The 16,552-nt window shown below is 70.6% G+C and carries 18 protein-coding genes; 8 read left to right on the forward strand and 10 right to left on the reverse strand.

Annotation, left to right across the window (positions count from 1 at the left end):
- Positions 1 to 11: 11 nt before the first annotated feature.
- Entirely contained in the window at positions 12 to 833 is an 822-nt protein-coding gene (locus tag I6J71_RS38285) for a Nif3-like dinuclear metal center hexameric protein (protein ID WP_204091314.1), read from the reverse strand.
- A gap of 40 nt (positions 834 to 873) precedes the next feature.
- Between I6J71_RS38285 and I6J71_RS38290 the strand changes: the two genes are divergently transcribed.
- The 3 genes from I6J71_RS38290 to I6J71_RS38300 all read left to right on the forward strand — a co-directional run bounded on the left by I6J71_RS38290 (position 874) and on the right by I6J71_RS38300 (position 2,949).
- Entirely contained in the window at positions 874 to 1,341 is a 468-nt protein-coding gene (locus I6J71_RS38290) for a low molecular weight protein-tyrosine-phosphatase (protein ID WP_255570610.1), read from the forward strand.
- Positions 1,342 to 1,420: 79 nt separating this feature from the next.
- Complete coding sequence (locus I6J71_RS38295; protein WP_204091316.1) at positions 1,421 to 2,257, forward strand: SURF1 family protein; 837 nt, start codon at positions 1,421 to 1,423, stop codon at positions 2,255 to 2,257.
- Between the two features lie 68 nt (positions 2,258 to 2,325).
- Entirely contained in the window at positions 2,326 to 2,949 is a 624-nt protein-coding gene (locus I6J71_RS38300) for an FMN-binding negative transcriptional regulator (protein ID WP_204091317.1), read from the forward strand.
- 6 nt (positions 2,950 to 2,955) lie between these two features.
- On the opposite strand, the gene I6J71_RS38305 is transcribed toward I6J71_RS38300, so the two are convergent.
- Positions 2,956 to 3,843: a cobalamin biosynthesis protein gene (locus I6J71_RS38305; protein ID WP_204091318.1), complete on the reverse strand. Its 888-nt coding sequence runs from the start codon at positions 3,841 to 3,843 to the stop codon at positions 2,956 to 2,958.
- Between the two features lie 55 nt (positions 3,844 to 3,898).
- Positions 3,899 to 4,609: a FadR/GntR family transcriptional regulator gene (locus tag I6J71_RS38310; protein ID WP_204091319.1), complete on the reverse strand. Its 711-nt coding sequence runs from the start codon at positions 4,607 to 4,609 to the stop codon at positions 3,899 to 3,901.
- Between the two features lie 95 nt (positions 4,610 to 4,704).
- Between I6J71_RS38310 and I6J71_RS38315 the strand changes: the two genes are divergently transcribed.
- Positions 4,705 to 5,199: a gluconokinase gene (locus I6J71_RS38315; protein WP_204091320.1), complete on the forward strand. Its 495-nt coding sequence runs from the start codon at positions 4,705 to 4,707 to the stop codon at positions 5,197 to 5,199.
- Positions 5,196 to 6,563, forward strand: coding sequence for a gluconate:H+ symporter (locus I6J71_RS38320; protein ID WP_204091321.1), 1,368 nt, complete (start codon positions 5,196 to 5,198; stop codon positions 6,561 to 6,563). Before I6J71_RS38315 ends, I6J71_RS38320 begins: the two co-directional genes overlap by 4 nt.
- On the opposite strand, the gene I6J71_RS38325 is transcribed toward I6J71_RS38320, so the two are convergent.
- Positions 6,560 to 7,546, reverse strand: a complete 987-nt coding sequence (locus I6J71_RS38325; protein ID WP_239154151.1) for an aldo/keto reductase — start codon at positions 7,544 to 7,546, stop codon at positions 6,560 to 6,562. The two genes, I6J71_RS38320 and I6J71_RS38325, sit on opposite strands and share 4 nt — an antisense overlap.
- A 94-nt stretch (positions 7,547 to 7,640) precedes the next feature.
- Between I6J71_RS38325 and I6J71_RS38330 the strand changes: the two genes are divergently transcribed.
- The 3 genes from I6J71_RS38330 (at position 7,641) to I6J71_RS38340 (ending at position 9,458) form a co-directional block, all read left to right on the forward strand.
- Positions 7,641 to 8,552, forward strand: coding sequence for an AraC family transcriptional regulator (locus I6J71_RS38330; RefSeq protein ID WP_204091322.1), 912 nt, complete (start codon positions 7,641 to 7,643; stop codon positions 8,550 to 8,552).
- Positions 8,553 to 8,622: 70 nt separating this feature from the next.
- The gene (locus tag I6J71_RS38335; RefSeq protein WP_204091323.1) at positions 8,623 to 8,949 is read left to right on the forward strand and encodes a helix-turn-helix transcriptional regulator; all 327 of its coding nucleotides are present in this window, start codon (positions 8,623 to 8,625) and stop codon (positions 8,947 to 8,949) included.
- On the forward strand, positions 8,946 to 9,458 hold the full coding sequence (locus I6J71_RS38340) for an SRPBCC domain-containing protein (protein WP_204091324.1): 513 nt from the start codon (positions 8,946 to 8,948) through the stop codon (positions 9,456 to 9,458). The genes I6J71_RS38335 and I6J71_RS38340 overlap by 4 nt, the downstream gene beginning before the upstream one ends.
- Positions 9,459 to 9,504: 46 nt before the next feature.
- Here I6J71_RS38340 and I6J71_RS38345 read toward each other — a convergent pair whose 3' ends face one another.
- The 6 genes from I6J71_RS38345 to I6J71_RS38370 form a co-directional block, all read right to left on the reverse strand.
- Positions 9,505 to 10,497 (reverse strand): N-acetylglucosamine kinase, encoded by a 993-nt coding sequence (locus I6J71_RS38345; RefSeq protein WP_204091325.1) that lies wholly within the window; start codon positions 10,495 to 10,497, stop codon positions 9,505 to 9,507.
- On the reverse strand, positions 10,494 to 11,759 hold the full coding sequence (locus I6J71_RS38350) for a 6-phospho-beta-glucosidase (RefSeq protein WP_204091326.1): 1,266 nt from the start codon (positions 11,757 to 11,759) through the stop codon (positions 10,494 to 10,496). The genes I6J71_RS38345 and I6J71_RS38350 overlap by 4 nt, the downstream gene beginning before the upstream one ends.
- Positions 11,756 to 12,640 carry a carbohydrate ABC transporter permease gene (locus I6J71_RS38355; protein ID WP_204091327.1) on the reverse strand — a complete coding sequence of 295 codons (885 nt, stop codon included), beginning with the start codon at positions 12,638 to 12,640 and terminating at the stop codon, positions 11,756 to 11,758. The genes I6J71_RS38350 and I6J71_RS38355 overlap by 4 nt, the downstream gene beginning before the upstream one ends.
- A gap of 70 nt (positions 12,641 to 12,710) precedes the next feature.
- Positions 12,711 to 13,694, reverse strand: a complete 984-nt coding sequence (locus I6J71_RS38360) for a carbohydrate ABC transporter permease (protein ID WP_204091328.1) — start codon at positions 13,692 to 13,694, stop codon at positions 12,711 to 12,713.
- Complete coding sequence (locus I6J71_RS38365; RefSeq protein WP_204091329.1) at positions 13,691 to 15,067, reverse strand: extracellular solute-binding protein; 1,377 nt, start codon at positions 15,065 to 15,067, stop codon at positions 13,691 to 13,693. Before I6J71_RS38365 ends, I6J71_RS38360 begins: the two co-directional genes overlap by 4 nt.
- A 22-nt stretch (positions 15,068 to 15,089) precedes the next feature.
- The gene (locus tag I6J71_RS38370) at positions 15,090 to 16,331 is read right to left on the reverse strand and encodes an ROK family transcriptional regulator (protein WP_204097444.1); all 1,242 of its coding nucleotides are present in this window, start codon (positions 16,329 to 16,331) and stop codon (positions 15,090 to 15,092) included.
- Between the last annotated feature and the right edge of the window lie 221 nt (positions 16,332 to 16,552).

The raw sequence follows: 16,552 nt of genomic DNA on the forward strand, positions 1-16,552 counted from the left end.
TGCGGGAGGGCTCAGCGGGCAGGGGTGGCTCGCACGGTCCACGGGTCGGTGCACCGCGTGGAGACGTGACTGACGACGTTACCCGCAAAGGCCGCGTCGACAAGGGCCGAGGCCTGCCCGCACCACGGCCACTCGCTGGCCCAGTGCGTGACCCCGACCAGCGCGGGCACCGGCCCGGTGCCCGCGAGGTGCTCGCCGGCGGGGTGGTGGCGCAGATCGGCCGTGACGAACGCGTCGACGCCCGCCGCGCTCGCGCGCGCGAGGTAGGAGTCGCCCGCGCCGCCGGACACGGCGACGTTGCGGATCGGCCGGCCGGGGTCGCCCGCGCCGAGCACGCCGGGCACGGTGGCCGGCAACGCGTCGGCCACGCGCTGCACGAACGCCTCGAACGGCTCGGGTTCGGCCAGGTGCGCGAGCCGCCCGATGCCGGTGCGGCCGCCGGGTTCGTGCGGGTCGAGGGGGCCGTCGACCTCGAGGCCGAGGGTGTGGGCCAGCGCGTCGGACACGCCGGGGTCGGCCGAATCGGCATTGGTGTGCGCGCAGTAGAGCGCGCGGCCGCCGCGGATCAGGCGGTGCACGAGGCCACCCTTCGCGGTGTCGGCCGGGACGCCGTGCACGCCGCGCAGCAGCAGCGGGTGGTGCGCGACGATCAGCTGCGCGCCCAGCTCCTCGGCTTCGGCCACCGTCTCCTCGACGGGATCCACGCAGAACAGCACGCGCGTCACGCTCTCCGCCGGGTCCCCGCAGACGAGCCCGACGGCGTCCCAGCTCTCCGCGAGGTCCGGCGGGTAGCTGCGTTCGAGGACGTCGATGATCTCGGCTAGGGCGGGCACCACGGGATCCTCCCACGCCCGTTCTGCGAGACTGCCCACCGTGTCGCACGTCGTGTTCGTCTGCTCCGGCAACATCTGCCGCTCCCCGATGGCCGAGCTCGTGTTCCGCGCCAAGCTCGCCGAGGCCGGCCTCGAGGACGCCGTGACGGTCTCCAGTGCCGGCATCGGGCCGTGGCACCGGGGTGAGCCCGCTGACCAGCGCGCGCAGGCCACGCTCAAGGCCCACGGCTACCCGACGCAGCACGTCGCGTCGCAGGTCGACGACTCCGACCTCGAAGCCGACCTGCTGCTGGCCGCCGACGAGGGCCACCTGGACTTCCTGCGCGCCCGCGTCGTGGACCCGTCGCGCGTGCGGCTGCTGCGCGAGTTCGACCCGACGGCCAAGGTCGGAGCCGAGGTGCCCGACCCGTACTACGGCGACGGCGACGGCGACGGCTTCGAGGACGTCCTGGCGATGATCGAGCGTGCGATGCCGGGGCTGATCGCGTGGGTCCGCACGCACGGTTGAGGCCGGTTTGTCCCGCACGAAATCACAGGTGGGAGAGGTCGCCGCGCGCCCCGCGACGGTGACGGCCTACCGTGGAGGCGTGCGGTTGCGGTTTCTGCTCCGGCCCGGCTGGCTGGCACTGACGGTGGTGGTGTTCACCTTCGCCGTCTGCTGCTACACCCTCCTCGCGCCGTGGCAGTTCCGGCGCGACGCCGAGCAGTCGGCCCAGAACAACGCGCTGACCGCGTCGTTCACCGCCCAGCCCGAGCCTGTGACGCAGCTGCTGCCCGGCGGCGAGAAGCCGGACCAGAACACGGAGTGGCACCTCGCCTCGATCACGGGCACGTACCTGCCGTCGGCCGAGGTCGTCGCACGGCTGCGGACCGTGCAGGGCGAAGGCGCGTACGAGGTCCTCACCCCGCTGCGCGCGACCGACGGCACGGTCTACCTGATCGACCGCGGCTACGTGCGGCTCGACGACCAGTCCGGCGTGCTCCCCTACGCCGCCGCGCCCGGAGGCCAGGTCACCGTGGTCGCGCGCGTGCGCAGCGACGAGGTCGACCCGAAGCACCGCGACGCGTTCTCCGACGCGTCGACGAAGGGCAAGCTGCAGAGCTACGTCGTCGACTCGCAGGTGGTGGCGCGCGCGTCCGGGCTGACGATCCGGCCCGGTTACTTCCAGCTCGACCAGAACCAGCCCGGCGTGCTCGGCGCGCTGCCGCTGCCCCAGCTGGACTCGGGCCCGTTCTTCTCATACGCGCTGCAGTGGCTGGCCTTCGGCAGCATGGCGATCCTCGGCTGGCTGTACTTCACGATCCGGGAGCTGAAGCCGGGCGGCGCCCTGACCGCGGAGCAGCCGGAGCGCACGCGGCGCAAGTCCGTGGCCGAGATGCTGGCCGAGGACGAAGAAGAGGACGAGTTCACCCCGACCGCCTGATTGGCCACCTGCCTTCGCGGCATATTGGCTCTTCTGCGTGGCCACTTGCCCGGCGGATACTCGGGGGCATGCTGATCCACCCTTGGGACGCCGGGGACGACGCGGAATGGCGGCAGTGGCTCAAGGGCCACGACTTCGGCCAGCTCGTGGCCGGCGGCCGCGGCCGCGACCTGCCGGTGGTCGTCCCGACGCACTTCGTCTTCGACGGCGAGGCCACGGTCTGGCTGCACCTCGCGCGGCCCAACCCGATCTGGCCATTGCTCCAGGAGCACCCGCGGGCCCTGCTCACGGTGATCGGCGAATACGCGTTCATTCCGTCGGACTGGAACACCGCCGACGACCCGGCGCTGGGCGTGCCCACCTCGTACTACGCGTCGGCCCAGCTGGCCTGCGACGTCCGGCTCGTCGACGATCCGGCGGAGAAGGCCGCGTTGCTCAACCGGCAGCTGCGCCACTTCGAACCGGGCAGCGGCCGCACCCCCGTCTCGGCCGCCGACGCGCCGGACCGGCGGCTACTGCCGGGGATCCGCGGGATCGAGCTGACCGTCACGTCGGTGCAGGCGAAGTTCAAGTACGGCGGCAACAAGACCCCCGCCGACCGGGAGCGGATCTCGGGCAAGCTGGCGGGCCGCGGTGGCCCGCTGGACGCCGCCGCGCTGGAGCACCTGCAGCGACGGTCGCAAGCGGTCTGAACGGTCCTAGCGCCGGCGCCGGCGGGCGCCCACGAGCACGGCCACGACCACGGACGCGGCGCCCGCGAGCCAGCCGACCACGCGCGACAGCTCCACGGCCCGTGTCACGTGCCCGGCGTCGGGGTTCCGGCCCACGCCCAGCACCGGCAGCTCGACCACGCCGTGGGGATATACCGTGCGCCCGCCGACGCGGATCTCGAGCGCGCCCGCGAACGCGGCTTCCACGCGGCCCGCGTTCGGGCTGGGGTGCGCGATCGTGTCGCGCCGCCACGCGCGCCACGCGCCACCGGCGGACCCGCCGACGACGGGCGCGGCCAGCACGGTGAGCGCGGCCGCGACGCGCGTCGGGACGAGGTGGACGACCTCGTCGAGGCGGTCGACGGCCCAGTGGCCGGCCAAGCGGCGCGCGAGCACGCTGATCGTGCGCGACGCGAGCAGCCCGGGCACGCCCACGAGCGCGCCCCACAGCAGCGGTGTGACGACCACTTCGGACGTGTTCTCGGCGAGGGTTTCCACCGACGCTCGGGAAAGCGCGATCATCCCGAGCCCGTCGGCGACTCGTGGGTCCAATTCGGACAGTGTGCCGCGCGCGGGTTCGAGGCGTCCCTCCTCGAGGTCGCGCGCGAGCTTTGTGCCCTGCGTCGCGAGGCCGGCCGCGCCGACCACCGCCCACGTCGTGACGGCCGTGGCCGCCGCTTGCACCAGTGGGCGCCCGCGGCCGGCGCGTTCGGCGAGCACGCCCGCCGCCACCACGGCGCCGGCGGCTCCGATACCGGCCGCACCGGAACCGGCGACGCACCGGAACGCCGTGACGGGCGGGCGGCGCCGCGGGTTGCCGAGCACACTGTCGGCCGCCAGGCCCAGCACCAAACCGATTGCGCGCGCCGCGCTCACCAGCAGCCCTCCGGGGAACGGGAAGTGTTTTCGGGGACAGCCGCGGATCAGCGGCTCACTGCCCGCCGAGGTTACTCGACACCGCGGCGGCGATTTCGTCGCGTGCCTGGTCCACGATGGCGCGCATGGCGGACTCGGCGCGATCCGCGTCACCGGCGTCGACGGCGGCCGCGACCTCCAGGTGCAGCGCGACGGCTTCGGGCTGCGGTTCCGGGGGCATCAGGCCGTGGGACGTGCGCCCGGCGAGCACCTCGGCGACCACCGACGACAGCTGCGCGAACATCGGATTGCCCGACGCGGTGAGCAGCAGGTCGTGGAACGCGATGTCGTGGCCAAGGAACGTGGTGAGATCACGTGCCTTCGCCGTCTCCTCCAGCCGGCGGCCGAGCGCGCGCAAGCGGCCGCGGTCTTCCGGCGTCGCCCGCAGCGCCGCGAACCGGGCGGCCGACGGTTCGACGCCCGAGCGCAGTTCGTTGAGCGTCCGCAGCGCCGACGGGCGGGCCGCGCCGTCGAGCTGCCAGCGGATGAGCCGCGGGTCGTAGTGGTTCCAGTCGGCCGGGTCACGCACGATCACGCCGACGCGGCGCCGGCTCGTGGTGAGCCCCATCGTCTCGAGCACGCGCACTACCTCACGCGCGACCGTGCGCGAGGCGCCGAAGCGTTCCTGCAGCTCATCGGAGCGCAGCACGGAGCCCGGCGCCAGCTCGCCGTCGGCGATCGCGGCGCCCAGCAGGTCGAGGACTTCCTCGTGCCGGTCACTCCCCATCCCGCCAACCTACCGGGCTGGTTCGATTAAGTAGTACTTCTTGTTGAATAAGTACGACTTTTGAGCTTGACTTTTCCGGACAAAAGGAGGTGCGGATGACCGTCATCGTAGTGATGGGCGTGTCCGGCTCGGGGAAAACGACGGTCGGCGAGCAGCTCGCCGAGCGGCTCGGCGTCGAGTACGCCGAGGCTGACGCGTTCCACCCGAAGGCCAACATCGAGAAGATGAGCGCCGGGCACCCGCTCACGGACGAAGACCGCGAGCCGTGGCTGCGGGCGATCGAGAAGTGGATCGCCGGGCACCAGCGGACCGGCGGGGTCGTGTCGTCGTCCGCGCTCAAGCGCCGCTACCGCGACGAACTGCGCGAGGGCGGCAAGGTCTGGTTCCTCCACCTGCACGGTGAACGCGACCTGCTCGCCGAGCGCATCAAGAACCGCGAGGGCCACTTCTTTCCCGTGTCCCTGCTCGACTCCCAGCTCGCGGACCTCGAGCCGCTGCAGCCCGACGAGCCGGGCCGCGTCGTCGAAATCACCGATCCTCCCGCCGACCTCGTCGAGGCGGCGCTCGTCGCGTTCCGGGAGCGTGCATGACCACCCTCGCCGCCGGCTGGACCGGCCACGACACCCGCCTGATCCTGGCGACGGTGCTCGCCATCGCCGTGATCGTCATCCTGATCAGCCGGCTGAAGCTCCACCCGCTGCTCGCGCTGACGATCGGTTCGGGCGTGCTCGGCATCGTCGCCGGCATGCCCGTGGACAAGCTGCTGAAGAGCTTCGAAACCGGCGTCGGCAGCACCGTTGCTTCGGTCGGGTTGCTGATCGCGTTCGGCGCGATGCTCGGCAAGCTGCTGGCCGATTCCGGGGGCGCGGACCGGATCGTCGACACGATCCTCGGGCGCGTGCACGGCAAGGGACTGCCGTGGGCGATGGCACTGGTGGCCGCGCTGATCGGGTTGCCGATGTTCTTCGAAATCGGCCTCGTGATGCTGATCCCGGTGGTACTGCTGGTCGCCAAGCGCAGCGGGAAACCCGTGCTGCTGCTGGGCATTCCAGCGCTCGCCGGCCTGTCCGTGCTCCACGGCCTGATCCCCCCACACCCCGGACCGCTGGCCGCCGCGGGCGCGCTGGGTGCCAACGTCGGCATCACTCTCGCACTCGGCCTGCTCGTCGGCATTCCGACGGTGGTCGTCGCCGGCCCGCTGTTCAGCCGCGTCGCGTCGCGGTGGGTGCCGGCCGCCGAGCCGCCGAAACGCCTGGTGCCCGAATCGGAGAGCACCGAGCTCGATCGGCGGCCCAGCTTCGGCATCACGCTGACGACGGTGCTGCTGCCCGTGGTGCTGATGCTGCTGAAGGCCCTGTCGGACATCCTGCTGGGCAAGGACGACGCCGTCCGCCGCGTGCTCGACTTCGTCGGCGACCCGCTGGTGGCGCTGCTGCTCGCGGTGCTCGTCGGCATGGTCACCCTGGGCCGCCCCGCGGGCCTGCACCGAACGAAGCTGTCGACCGTGATCAGCGAGTCGCTCGCACCGATCGCGGGCATCATGCTGATCGTCGCCGCGGGCGGCGGGTTCAAGCAGACCCTGGTGGACGCCGGCGTCGGCGGCGTGATCACGAACCTCTCGACCGGCGCCCACCTGTCGCCACTGCTGCTCGGCTGGCTCGTCGCCGTCGCGATCCGCCTCGCGACCGGGTCGGCGACTGTGGCCACGGTGTCGGCCGCTGGCATCGTCGCCCCGCTGGCCGCGACCCTCGACCCGACCCACAACGCCCTGCTGGTCCTCGCCATCGGCGCCGGCTCGCTGTTCCTGTCGCACGTGAACGACGCCGGGTTCTGGCTGGTCAAGGAGTACTTCGGGATGTCGGTCGGGCAGACGCTGAAGACCTGGTCGGTGATGGAGACCGTGATCTCGGTGGTGGCGATCGTCCTCATCCTGCCGCTGGGGGCGCTGCTCTAGCCGGCTTGCGGAGTCCGGTACGGGTACGCGCCCCGCAGCGTCCAGGCCGGGTACTCGATCGGCAGCGCGCTGACGGCGTCCAGCTCGGCGAGATCCTGCTCGTCGAGCCGGACGTCGGCGGCGGCGAGGTTCTCCCGCAGCTGGGCGGGCCGCTTCGCGCCGACGATCACGCTGGTCACGCCCGGCTGTGCGAGCACCCAGGCCAGCGCGGTCCGCGCGACGGTCGTTTCGTGCTTTTCGGCGATCTTGCGCAGGACGTCGACGATGTCGTACCCGCGTTCGCGGTCGATCGGCGGGTTGTCGGCCTGGGCTCGGCGGGCGGAGGCGTCGTGGCCGTCGCGGGTGAACTTGCCGGTCAGGAAGCCGCCGGCGAGCGGGCTGTAGACGAGCAGGCCGAGGTTCGTGTCACGGACCAGCGGCAGGATCTCGCGTTCGAGGTCGCGGCCGACGAGCGAGTAGTAGGCCTGCAGCGAGACGAACCGCGGGTAGCCGCGCAGGTCGGCCACGCCCAGCGCCTGGGCGAGCTGCCACGCGAAGGTGTTCGACGCGCCGACGTAGCGGACCTTGCCCTGGCGGACGGCGTCGTCGAGGGCGGACAGGGTCTCCTCGATCGGCGTCAGGTGGTCGTGGGCGTGGATCTGGTAGAGGTCGATGTGGTCGGTGCCCAGCCGGCGCAGGCTGTCTTCGAGCGCGTTCATCAGGTGCACGCGCGAAAGGCCGACGTCGTTCGGGCCCGGGCCCATGCGCGAGTACGCCTTGGTGGCGAGGACGACGTCGCGGCGACGGCCCTTGAGGATCGTGCCGAGGAACTCCTCGGTTTCCCCGCCCGCGTACATGTCGGCGGTGTCGACGAGGTTCACGCCCGCGTCGAGGGCCATCCCGACCAGCTCGTCGGCCGCCTTGAGGTCCAGCCCGCCGACCACGTCCCACGGCGGGGTGCCGGCACCGCCGAACGTCATCGTGCCCAGTGCGATCCTGGACACGAAAGTTCCGGTGGCCCCGAGTTGTTGGTACTGCACGGTGAGTCCTTTCGGTCTTGGACTTCTCCCACACTAGGAAGGGCGGTGGCCGCGGACCATGAGCGAACGTTCGGAGCTCGTGCTGGATCGTCCGGACCCGCTGTCGGACGTGCTGTCGCTGGTGGCCGTCCGCCCGTCCGCCCCCGCGTCGCTGACAGCCGGCGGCGACTGGGCGGTGCGCTTCGGCGGTGCCGCGCACGCGAAGGTGATCACCGTGACAGCTGGTTCGGCGTGGCTGGTGCCGGAGGATGCGCCGCCGGTGCTGCTGGAGCCGGGCGACTGCTACGTCGTCGGCCGGGATGCCGCGTACGTGACGGCCAGCGCTCCGGACGTGCCGCCGGTGGAGAGCCGTTCGCTGTTCGTGGATTCGGCCGGCCGGGTCGGCTCCGCCGCGGACACCGCGCTGGTGGGGGGCACCCTGGACTTCGCGGACCCGGCCATGGCCGTGCTGCTGGAGGACCTGGGCTCGGCGGCCCGCATCACCGACGCCCACACGGCGGCGGTGCTGAATTCGACCCTGCGGCTGCTGGCCTTCGAGACGTCCGCGGCCCAGCCCGGTGGCGCCGTGATGCGGGAGCACTTGACCCAGATCTTGTCCTTGCAGGTCTTGCGGTCGCTGCTCGGCCCGGGTGGTGCGCCGGGCTGGCTGGGCGCGTTCCGCGACCCCGCCGTCGGTGCGGCGCTGACGGCGATGCACCGGCACCCGGGTGCCCCGTGGACAGTCGCGCGGCTGGCCGCCGTGGCGCGCATGTCGCGGACGGTGTTCGCCACCCGCTTCAAGGCACTGGTGGGCTTCGCGCCGATGGACTACCTGCTGCACCGCCGCATGACCGGCGCGGCCCAGGACCTGGCCGATGGCAAGACCGTGGCTGCTGTCGCGACACGGTGGGGGTACAGCTCGGAAAGCGCGTTCAGCGCGGCGTTCAAGCGGGTCACGGGACGTTCCCCGGCGAGCACGCGCAGTCGCTGATTCGGACAACCGGCGCAATCTGGTTCAGTTCTGATTGACATGTGACCTTTTGGTCACCTAATCTCGCGGTGTGCACGACGACGACCTGATTTTCAAGGCGCTGGCGGATCCCACCCGCCGGTTGCTGCTGGATCGGTTGTTCGAGCACGACGGCCAGACGCTGACGGAGCTGGAGTCCGAAGTGGACATGACCCGGTTCGGGGTCATGAAGCACCTGAAGCTGCTCGAGCAAGCCGGGCTGGTCGTCACCCGGAAGGAGGGGCGGGAGAAGCGGCACTTCCTGAATCCCGTGCCCATCAGGGAGATCCACGACCGGTGGATCGACAAGTACACCGAGCGCCACGTGTCGGCGCTGACGGAACTGAAGGCCGAGCTGGAGAGGGAGCCACCGAAATGACCGAGACGAAGACCGTGCAGGTCAACCGTGTGTACATCCGCGCGACGCCGCAGGCGATCTGGGACGCGATCACCAAGCCGGAGTGGACGCAGAAGTACGGGTACTCCGGCTTGGCCGAGTTCGACCTGCGCCAGGGCGGCAAGCACCGCACCAAGCCGACGCAGGAGTTCGTCGACGCCGGGTTCACCAGTGACCTGCTCGACGGCGAGGTGCTGGAGTCCGACCCGCCCCGGCGGCTCGTGATCACGTGGAAGCTGCTGATGGACCCGAGTCTCATCGCCGAGCCGTACACCACGCTGACCTACGACATCGAAGAGACGAAGACCGCGGGCACCAGACTCACGGTGACTCACGACGTCACCGGTGCCCCCGCGCACGCGGCCCTGGTGTCGGGCTCGCAGGAGAACGTCGATGCCGGGCCCGGCGAGAACGCGGGTGGCGGCTGGGCGTGGGTCCTCTCGGACCTCAAGTCCGTGCTGGAGACAGGGAAGGGCATCGCGGCGGCCTGACCGGGCAGCGGCGGGCGGTGTCCACACCGGACACCGCCCGCTCGCGTCAGCTCCGCTGGGTCGCCGCCTTCAGCGCGGCCTTGGCCACCGCCGAGGCTCCCAGTTCGTCCAAACCGAACAGCGCGGCGCCCACCACCGGGTTCACGTCGACCACCCGCACCTGCGCCCGTGGCGCCACCTTCAGGCAGCGCCGTTCGATCTCGGCGATCACCGCGGGGCCGACCCCCGTCAGCACTCCCCCGCCGAGCACGACCTCAGGCGTGCCCTGGGTCAGGTCCAGCCGCCGCAGGATCACGGCCGCGAACACGCTGACCTCCTCCACGAACCGCGTCACCACCTGTTGCGCGACCTCGTCCCCGTCGGCCGCGACGGCGAACAGCAACGGGCACAGGCCGTGGATCCGGGCGGAGTCGATCTCCTTGAAGTGCAGGCCCTGCACGACGTCGAACACCCGGGGTACCCCGAAGAACCCGCTGACCGCCGCCCGCAGCGCCGTCGACGGGCCCCGGCCGTCCTCGGCCCGCACCGCCCACCACAGGGCCTCTTCGCCGAGGCGGTAGCCGCCGCCCCAGTCGCCGGAGATCTTGCCCAGCGCGGGGAAGCGGTGCACTCGCCCGTCCGGGCCGACGCCGGCGCCGTTGATCCCGGCGCCGCACACCACCGCCACGCCCGTGCCGTCGGAGCTGCCGGCCCGCAGCAGGGCGAGCACGTCGTTGCCCACGTGCAGCGTTGAACTCCAGCCGCGCGCGGACAACGCCTCGTGCAGCGCCGCCTCCTCCCGGGGGAAGTCGAGCCCCGCGAGGTAGGCCGACGTGTGGACGCCGAACGGCCGCGTCGAGGGCAGGCCCGCCGACGTCACCGCCGCCAGCACCAGCGTCTCCAGCGCGGCGACGCACCCGGCGACACCGACGTTCTGCGGCGACGCGCCGGGGCCGCGCGCTTCGGCGAGCACGGCACCCTCGCGCGACACCACGAGCACCTCGGTCTTGCTGTTCCCCCCGTCGATGGCCACGACCGCGGGCGCGGCCGGGTCGCTCATGCGCGCGCCCACGGCAGGAAATCGCGGTTGCGCGTCACGAGCTCGTCGGCCAGCCGGCCGGCCTTGGTGTACTGGCCGATCAGCGGGTGGGCCAGCAGCGCGTCGGCCACACGGTCGCGCCCGCCCTTCACCGCGGCTTCCAGCGCGAGGAACTCGTACGCCGTCACGGCCGCGATCAGCCCGGCGAACCGCGGCTCCACCGCCTGCTGCGGGATCGGCCGCGCCCCGGTGGAATCCACAGTGGACGATACCTCGATCACGGCGTCGTCGGGCAGGAAGCCGAACGTACCGTCGTTGCGCAAGTTCACCACGTGCTCCTCGGCCGGCCCACCACCGGTGAGCGCGTGCACGAGCTGCACCGCGGCCTCCGAGTAGTACGCGCCACCACGCTTCTCGAGCGACTCCGGCTTGGTGACCTGCTCCGGGTCGAGGTAGATCTTGAGCAGCTCCTCCTCGACGTCGCTCACGACCTCGGCGCGCGGCCGTTCGGTGAGCTGCTTGGCCACCTGCGCATCGTGCGCGTAGTAGTACTTCAGGTAGTACGAGGGCACGGCGTTCATCCGCCGCATCCACTCGACTGGCGCGGTCACCTCCTCGCCCAGGTACTCGGCGTGGCGCTCCAGCAGCTCGGGCAGCCGGTCGACACCGTCGACGAGCACCCCGCGTTCCCAGCTCAGGTGGTTGAGTCCGGTGTGGACGAGCCGTACCGCGTCGGTCGACGCACCCAGCAGCTTCGCGAACTTGCGCTGCAGGTTGATCGCGACGTTGCACAGCCCGACCGCGCGGTGCCCCTCCTGCAGCAGTGCGCGCGTGACGATGCCGACGGGGTTCGTGAAGTTCACGATCCACGTGTCGTCACCCGCGACCTTGCGCACGCGTTCGGCGATGTCGAGCACCACCGGCACCGTCCGCAGGGCCTTGGCGAGCCCACCCGCGCCTGTCGTCTCCTGGCCGAGGCAGCCGCAGACGTGCGGGAACGTCTCGTCGGACGCGCGCGCCTTCTGTCCGCCGACGCGCAGCTGGATGAGCACCGCCGACGCACCGTCGACGCCCTCTTCGAGGCTCGCGGTGGTGCGCACCCGGGCCGGGTGGCCGGCGTGGCCCAGCAGCCGCCGGCTGAACCCGCCGACCGCTTCCACCCGGTAGGCGTCGGGGTCGATCAGCACGATCTCGTCGATGTCCAAACTGGACCGCCGCCCCGCGATGCCGTCGACCAGCTCCGGCGTGTAGGTGGACCCGCCACCGACGACTGCCAGCTTCATCCCTTGACTCCCGTGAAAGTGATGCCCTTGACGAACGACTTCTGCGCGAACACGAACAGCACGATCACCGGTGCCATGATCAGCGCGGTCGCGGCCATCGTGAGATTCCACTCCACGTGGTGCATGCCGCGGAACGACGCGATGGCCAACGACAGCGGCCAGTGCTCCTGGTTCTCGCCGGTGTAGAGCAGCGGTCCGAAGTAGTCGTTCCAGGTGAACAGGAAACAGAACATCGCGGTGGCCGCGATTCCGGGCTTGGCCATGGGGAGCAGCACCCGGGTCATGGCGTGGAACTCGTTGCAGCCGTCGATCTTGGCCGCTTCCAGGTAATCCTTGGGGATGGTAAGGAAAAACTGGCGCAGCAGGAAGATCGAGAACGCGTCGAAGAAGAAATACGGCACGATCAGCGGAACGAGAGTGCCCGTGAGGCCCATCCGCACCCACAGGTCGTACAGCGGCACGACCGTGACCTGCGGCGGAAGCATCATCGCGGCCACCGTGAGCATGAAGAACAGGTTCTGGCCGCGCCACTTCAGCTTCGCCAGCCCGTAGGCCGCCGGGATCGCCGAAACGAGCGCGCCGACCGTCGCCAGCGCCGAGTAGAGCAGGCTGTTGCCGAAGTACTCCAGCAGCGGCGCTTTCTTGAACACCTCGACGAAATTCTCGAAGTGCCATTCCGTGGGCCACAGGCTCGCCGTCATCGCCTGGTCGCTCTTCATCACCGCGGTGAGGAACACGAACAACAGCGGCAACATGAAGATCACGCCGAGCGCGATGCCGACCGCGTGCGTCGCGATGAACCCGAGCCGCTTGTCCCAGCGGCGCCGGAACTGCACACGGGGCGGCGCCGGAGCCGGCGCGGGAGCCGAAATGGTGGTCATGCCCCCACTCCGTCCACGCGGGACACCCGCGCCCGGTCGGGGACCTGAACAGGCCGGCGCAAGAATATCTTCATGCTCCCTCCTCCTGGTGCTGGGTTTTGCGCAACTGCCTGACGAGAACCCACGTGAACGCCGCGGACACGATGAACAGCAGCACGGCCATCGCCGCCGCGTAACCCATGTTGAAGTAGCGGAAACCCTGCACGTACAACCAGATCGGGTAGGTCAGTGTCGAGTTCTCCGGCGCGCCGATGAGCTTCGAGTTGCCGGCCACGTCGGCCGTGCCCGCCGAGGCGGACGCCGCGACGATGGCCTGCGTGAAGAATTGCAGCGCGTAGATCATCGAGTTGACCACGCCGAACAGCAGCACCGGCGAAATCGAGGGCAGTGTGACGTGCCAGAACCGGCGGATCGGGCCGGCGCCGTCGAGCTCGGCCGCCTCGTACTGCTCGACCGGCACGTCGAGCAGCGCGGCGAGGATGATGATCATCAGCTCACCCGAGCCCCACAGCGCCAGCAGCGTGAGCGACGGCTTCGCCATCGCGGGGCTGTTGAACCACAACCCGCCGTCGATGCCGACGAGGTGCAAGAACCGGTTCACCGGGCCGAACTGCGGGTTGAACACGAAGACGAACGCGAGCGTCGCCGCGGCCGGCGGGGCGAGCGTCGGCAGGTAGCAGAGCGTCCGGACCAAGCCGACGCCCGACTTCAGCCGCGAGATCACCGACGCGACGCCGAGCGAGAACAGCACCCGGCAGATCGTCAGCACGATCACGAGCCACAGCGTGTTGTACGCGGCGGTCTTCACCAGCGGCTCGCTGGTGAACATGCGCACGTAGTTGTCGAACCCGATCCACTGCGGCGGGTTGATCAGGTCGTAGCGGGTGAATGAGTAGTAGACGGTGGCGATGAGCGGGTACCCGAAGAAGATCAAGAACCCCAGCGTCGCCGGCGCCATGAAGAAGAACACCGTGCGACGGCGCTTGGCCCGGGCCGACCCCGCCCGCACCTTCGCCGGTGCGGACGGGGTCTTGGCTTCCAGAACGGAGGTCATCCGCCGGCGCCCTTCTGCGCCAGTTCGTCGTTGACCTGCGCGTCGACCTGCTTGAGGCCGGCGTCGAGGTCCGGCACGGACCCGGCCTGCCACTTCTCGGCGAAGTCGTTGACCGCCTTGAGGAACGCGTCGCCGATCGGCGTCGACGGGTTGGCGACGAGCTTGCCGCTGCCGTAGATGTCGAGGAACGTCTTGAACTGCGGCGGCACGTCGAGCTTCGGGGAGGTCAGCGAAGCCGTGGTGCTGGGCACGTTCTTGAGGCCGTTGGCCATGTCCACGAGCGTGTCGGTGTCGAGCGTGACCTGCTTGATCAGCTCCCAGGCGGCACCTGGGTTCTTGGCGCCCTTGGGGATCGCGATGATCGTGCCGGTGGCGAAGCCGGCGCCGTAGTGGTCGGCCATGCTGTCGAGCACCGGCGCGGGTGCGGTGGCGTAGTTCAGGTTCGGCGTCTGGTCCTTGATGAACGCGGTGCGGAACTCACCGTCGTACATCATGGCCAGCTTGCCTTTCTGGAAGCCGTTGTCGGCGGAGTACTCGTCGCCCAGACCGGCCTTGAACTTCTCGACCTTGTCGTGGCCACCGTAGAAGTCGATGAGCTTCTTCTGGAACTCGAACATCGCCTTCCAGCCGGGGCTGGACGAGATCGACGACTTGCCGTCCGGGCCGATGAACTGCGCGCCGAAGTTCGGGGCCCAGTACTGCGCCTGGTTGGCGTAGAACGGCATCGACGGGATGAAGCCCATCGTCTTGATCGAGCCGTCGGGGTTGAACTCGGTCAGCTTCTTCGCGTCCTCGAACAGCTCGGTCGTGGTCTTCGGCGGCGAGCTGATGCCGTGCGCCGCGAACATGTCCTTGTTGTAGTAGAGGCCGTAGACGTCGGCGAGCATCGGCATGGCGCAGCGCTTGCCCTGGTAGGACGTGTAGTTGCGGACCGCTTCGGGGATCTGGTTCACGTCGATCTTGTCGCGGTCGAGGTAGGGCTTGAGGTCGGTGAAGCTGCCGGTGGAGCACCAGGCGCCGAGGTTGTCGGTGTAGAAGGAGATGGCCACGTCGGGCGGGTTGCCGCCGCGGATCGACTGGGTGAGCTTGTCGTCGTCCTGGTTGCCCTCGTGGTTGATGGTGATGTTGGGGTACTTGGCCTTCAGCTTGTTCAGCGCGGCGGTGACCACGCCGTACTCGCGGTCGGTGAACTTGCTGTAGACGGTGAGGGTGAGCTTGTCGTCCTTGTTCGGCGGCGCCGCGGCGTCGCCCGAGCCGCTCGGCGCGGCCGCGCCGCAGGCCGTGGTCACCAGCAGCGTGGCGGCCGCCGCGGCGGACAGCAGCAGAGAACCGCGCCTTCGCGCGATCCTGCGGACGCGGGTCGTGGGGGCCATGACCCTCCTCCTCGTGGGGTGGTTACTCGGTCGGGGACGGGGCTGAGCTCGGAAGTGCCGGGTGAGGCGCTCCCGCTGTGCCCTCCGTGGGTCTGCGCGACCCGCGGAGCGTGGGGGTGACGACGCCGAAGACGTCTTCACGGGCGGTGGCGAGCGCGGACTGCAGGGCGCCCGCGCGCACGGCGTTGCCCTGCACTGAAGCCAGCGCGACGGGCGTTCGTGGCAGGACGAGCGCGTGCAGCTTCTCGGCCACGGTGGCGGCGAACTCCTCGCCACCGGCGCGGCTGGTTTCGCCCGACAGCAGGATGAGCTGCGGGTCGGCGACGGCGACGAGGCTCGCCAGGCCCCCGGCGACACGGCGGGCGAGGTCGTCGAGGAACGCTTGGCGGCCTTGGGTCCTCGCCTCGGCGACGGCGGCGGGCCCGGTCTCGGCGCTGAGGCCGTGGGCCTTCGCCAGGCGCGTGATGCCGGGCGAGTCGACGAGGTTGCCGAACCGCGCGCCGGCTTCGGGCCAGCGGTCGCCGGTGTCCACAGTGGCCGGGTCGGGTACGCGCATCCAGTCGATTTCGCCTCCGCCGCCCGTCGCACCGCGCAGCAGCCGCCGCCCGATGACGACGGCGCCACCGACCCCTTCGGAGAGCCAGACCATCACGAAGTCGTCGACGTCCCGGGCCTTCCCAGCGGTCATCTCCTCGACGGCCACGAGGTTCACGTCGTTCTCGATGGTCACGGCGAGGCCGAGCTCTTCGCTGAGCTTCGCGGGGACGTCGAACCCGAGCCAGCCGGGGATGTGCGGCGCGGAGGACAGCAGACCTGTGCGCGGGTCGAACGCACCCTGCGCGCCGATGACGACGTTGGCCAGGTCGTCGAGTGCGAGGCCGGCTTTCCTGGTGACGTGCTTGAGCGCCTTGCCGAACGTGCCGATCACGTCGGCGTTCTCGTGGACGGGCAGCTGCACCTGGTACTCCGCGCCGATCGTGCCCGCCACGTCGGCGATCACGAAGTCCGTGACGTGCGGCGTCAGGTCCACGGCGGCGACGTGCGCGAGGCTGCCGTTCACGGCCCACAGCTGCGCGCGCGGTCCGCGTCCGCCGCCCGCGCGCTCGCCCGCCTTGCCCACCAGGTTGTCCTGCTCCAGGCGCGTGAGCAGTTGCGCTGTGGCCGGCTTCGACAGGCCGATGACCACCTCGAGCTCGGCGCGCGTGAGCGGCCCGCTCCGCAGCAGCGCCTCGATCGCCGCGCGGTCGTTGATCTCGCGCAACATCCGCGGGCTTCCGGCGCGCACTCGTGTCCCCTTAATTAGGATACTTTACAGACGGTTTCGGGCGACTGTAGTGAGCGGGGCCACACCGCGTCAATGGGCGCGTGGAACGAGGGGGTAACGCTTGGCGTCACGGAGGTTTCAGGGGAAGCCCTACGTAGCCAGCCGTGCGCGCGCGGTGTCAGGGGCACTCCGGACGGAGCGCCCGGAAACGACGAGGGCCC

Source organism: Amycolatopsis sp. FDAARGOS 1241 (assembly GCF_016889705.1).
In the GTDB taxonomy this organism is placed as follows: domain Bacteria; phylum Actinomycetota; class Actinomycetes; order Mycobacteriales; family Pseudonocardiaceae; genus Amycolatopsis.

Coding starts and splice junctions, on each gene's coding strand:
- I6J71_RS38355 (WP_204091327.1), bottom strand. CDS start 12,640: ATGACCACCATTTCGGCTCCCGCGCCGGCTCCGGCGCCGCCCCGTGTG.
- I6J71_RS38340 (WP_204091324.1), top strand. CDS start 8,946: ATGACCGAGACGAAGACCGTGCAGGTCAACCGTGTGTACATCCGCGCG.
- I6J71_RS38310 (WP_204091319.1), bottom strand. CDS start 4,609: ATGGGGAGTGACCGGCACGAGGAAGTCCTCGACCTGCTGGGCGCCGCG.
- I6J71_RS38315 (WP_204091320.1), top strand. CDS start 4,705: ATGACCGTCATCGTAGTGATGGGCGTGTCCGGCTCGGGGAAAACGACG.
- I6J71_RS38320 (WP_204091321.1), top strand. CDS start 5,196: ATGACCACCCTCGCCGCCGGCTGGACCGGCCACGACACCCGCCTGATC.
- I6J71_RS38365 (WP_204091329.1), bottom strand. CDS start 15,067: ATGGCCCCCACGACCCGCGTCCGCAGGATCGCGCGAAGGCGCGGTTCT.
- I6J71_RS38300 (WP_204091317.1), top strand. CDS start 2,326: ATGCTGATCCACCCTTGGGACGCCGGGGACGACGCGGAATGGCGGCAG.
- I6J71_RS38360 (WP_204091328.1), bottom strand. CDS start 13,694: ATGACCTCCGTTCTGGAAGCCAAGACCCCGTCCGCACCGGCGAAGGTG.
- I6J71_RS38330 (WP_204091322.1), top strand. CDS start 7,641: ATGAGCGAACGTTCGGAGCTCGTGCTGGATCGTCCGGACCCGCTGTCG.
- I6J71_RS38370 (WP_204097444.1), bottom strand. CDS start 16,331: ATGTTGCGCGAGATCAACGACCGCGCGGCGATCGAGGCGCTGCTGCGG.
- I6J71_RS38345 (WP_204091325.1), bottom strand. CDS start 10,497: ATGAGCGACCCGGCCGCGCCCGCGGTCGTGGCCATCGACGGGGGGAAC.
- I6J71_RS38350 (WP_204091326.1), bottom strand. CDS start 11,759: ATGAAGCTGGCAGTCGTCGGTGGCGGGTCCACCTACACGCCGGAGCTG.